This window comes from Aeromicrobium sp. Leaf272 (assembly GCF_001422865.1).
In the GTDB taxonomy this organism is placed as follows: domain Bacteria; phylum Actinomycetota; class Actinomycetes; order Propionibacteriales; family Nocardioidaceae; genus Aeromicrobium.
Map to the genome: position 1 here is coordinate 443063 of NZ_LMMY01000011.1, position 2462 is coordinate 445524.

3 protein-coding genes are annotated in these 2462 nt (G+C 74.6%); 1 reads left to right on the top strand and 2 read right to left on the bottom strand.

The genetic code is table 11. The features are described from left to right. Nucleotides 1–1449, top strand: a 1449-nt coding sequence (locus tag ASF38_RS09270; RefSeq protein ID WP_056575356.1) for a hypothetical protein, incomplete at its 5' end; no start/stop codon positions are given. On the opposite strand, the gene ASF38_RS09275 is transcribed toward ASF38_RS09270, so the two are convergent. After that, on the bottom strand, nt 1391–1999 hold the full coding sequence (locus ASF38_RS09275) for a 4'-phosphopantetheinyl transferase superfamily protein (protein WP_056575359.1): 609 nt from the start codon (nt 1997–1999) through the stop codon (nt 1391–1393). The two genes, ASF38_RS09270 and ASF38_RS09275, sit on opposite strands and share 59 nt — an antisense overlap. 18 nt (nt 2000–2017) lie before the next feature. Continuing rightward, nucleotides 2018–2462: MarR family winged helix-turn-helix transcriptional regulator (locus ASF38_RS09280; protein WP_056575362.1), on the bottom strand; the 445-nt coding region annotated here is incomplete at its 5' end.

The window sequence follows — 2462 nt, forward strand, 5'->3', positions numbered from 1 at the left end:
GCGACCCTGACGGCTGCCCTCGTCGTGGTGGCTCTCGTGGCCGGTGGCTGCACCGGTGGACGGTCCGCCGGCGCCGGGGACGGTCCGGTGGTCACGCGCTCGCCTGCGAAGGGCGTCGACGTCATCGACGTCCCGACCCCGGCCAGCGCTGCCCTCGGGGTGAGTCGCCGCCTGTTCGACAGGTCCGAGGTGGTGGTCCTCTCGTCACCGGACCCGGAGGTCCAGCAGCTCGCCGAACGGGCCGCGCGGCGCCTGGGCGTGCCGATGCTGCTGCCCGGACCTGCCGTGCCGGCCGAGATCGAGCGCCTGGGCGCGCGCACCGTGCTCGGCATCGGCACCGCTCCCGACGTCGCCGGGCTCCAAGAGGTCGAGCCCACACCCGCTGCAGTCGACGCGGCCGTGGACGACCTCCCCCGCGCGGACGTCGAGCCACGCGACGTCGTCGTGCTCACCCGCGCACCGGGTCCCAACCGCGCCGCCGTGACGACGGCGCGCACGGCCGGGGCCACCGTGCTGCGCGCACCCGACGCCGACCCGCGCTCCGCCCCCGACGTGGTGGCGGCCCTCCGCGACCGGCCGAAGGCGGCGGTGATCGGCCTCGGACGCCCGTTCCGCCACGGGCTCGGGTACCAGGTGATGGCCGTCCGGCGGAACCTGGAGCAGCCCGGCGGCGGGCTGCTCGCCTTCCCCGGTCGGCACGTCGTCGCGCTCTACGGCCACCCGGGGACCCCGTCGCTCGGCCTCCTCGGCGAGCAGGGGGTGGGTGCCACCGTGAAGCGTGCCGAACGGGTCGCCGACCGCTACCGCGCGCAGACGAAGGCGAAGATCGTGCCCGCGCTCGAGATCATCGCGACCGTCGCGTCGGCATCGAAGGGCAAGGACGGCGACTACTCCGCCGAGGCCGACGTGAAGGACCTGCTGCCGCTCGTGCGCGCCGCCGAGAAGGCCGGGCAGTACGTGGTGATCGACCTGCAGCCGGGTCGGACCGACTTCCTGACCCAGGCGAAGCGCTACCGGTCGCTGCTGCTCCGGCCGCACGTGGGCCTGGCGCTCGACCCGGAGTGGCGGCTGAAGAAGGGCCAGAAGCACCTGCGCCAGATCGGGTCCGTGAAGGCGGCCGAGGTCAACCGCGTCTCCGCATGGCTCTCGAGGCTGACCCGCGAGCAGCGGCTGCCGCAGAAGCTCTTCGTGCTGCACCAGTTCTCGACGTCGATGATCAAGGACCGCGCGAAGGTCGTGACCACCCACCCGGAGCTCGCCACCGTCATCCACGTCGACGGTCAGGGCACTCCGGCCGCCAAGAAGGGCACCTGGGCGACCATCCGCCGCGGAGCACCCGACGGCGTGCACTGGGGCTGGAAGAACTTCCACGACGAGGACGAGCCGATGCTCACGGCCCGGCAGACCTGGAACGTACGACCACGCCCGGACCTCGTGACGTACCAGTGACGGCCAGGGAGGCCACCACGCCCGCGGGCACCCCGTGCGCGGGACCGAGGTCGACCAGGTGGACCGGCCGCGGGTCGGCGACGTCGACGACCGACCACGAGACGAGCTCCGCAGGGTCGTGAGCCGCGGACACCGCCAGCTGGGACGGGTCCGCGGCGAGCCCCACACCGACCGCCTTCAGCACGGCCTCCTTGCGGGTCCACGTGCGCAGCAGTGCCGACGACGTCGGTGCAGGGGCGTCGTGCGGTCCGAGGGCGACGTCGGCCAGGTGCTCGACGTCGGTGTCGAGCGGCTCCAGGTCGACCCCGACCCGGGCTCCTTGCACGACCGCGACGAGGGCGAGCCCACCGGCGTGCGCCAGTGACAGGCCGAGGGCGGGCTCGTCGGTGACGACCGGCTGCCCGTGGCCGCTCGAGCCGCACCCGGGGCACGTCCGCACGACCTCCACGTCGGCGCGGCCGAGACGCTCGGCCGCCCCGCGCTCCAGCAGCGGCTGACCGGGGCGCCGCTCGCCGGGGGCGACCGTGGCCCACCAGAGATCGACGCGCACGGCGTCAGCGTAGGGCGCTCAGCACGCCGGCGGGTCGGCCGAGCAGAGCGAGTGGTCCGCGGGTGCGTCGGCCGCGACACGCGCCAGCAGCGACCTGAAGACGTCGGCCTCGTCGGCGGACAGGCCGGCCAGCACGCTGCGCTCGACCTCCTGGATGCGATCGGTCGTCTCGCGCAGGACCGTCTCGCCGTCCGACCGCAGCACGACCTGACGGGCTCGCCGGTCAGCGGGGTCCGGCCGGCGCTCCACCAGGCCGGCGCGCTCGAGGTCGTCGACCAGGTAGGTCATGACGGTGCGGTCGATGCCCAGGCTCGCGGCGAGCGTGGCCTGGTTGCTGCACTCCCCCTGACCGGCGAGCGACAGCACCTGGAACCCCCGCGGTCCACCGGGTAGCTCGGCCACGGCGTCGTGGGCCGCGTCGAGGTAGCGCCGCAGCACCGCGCCGAGAGCCTGGCCGAGGTCG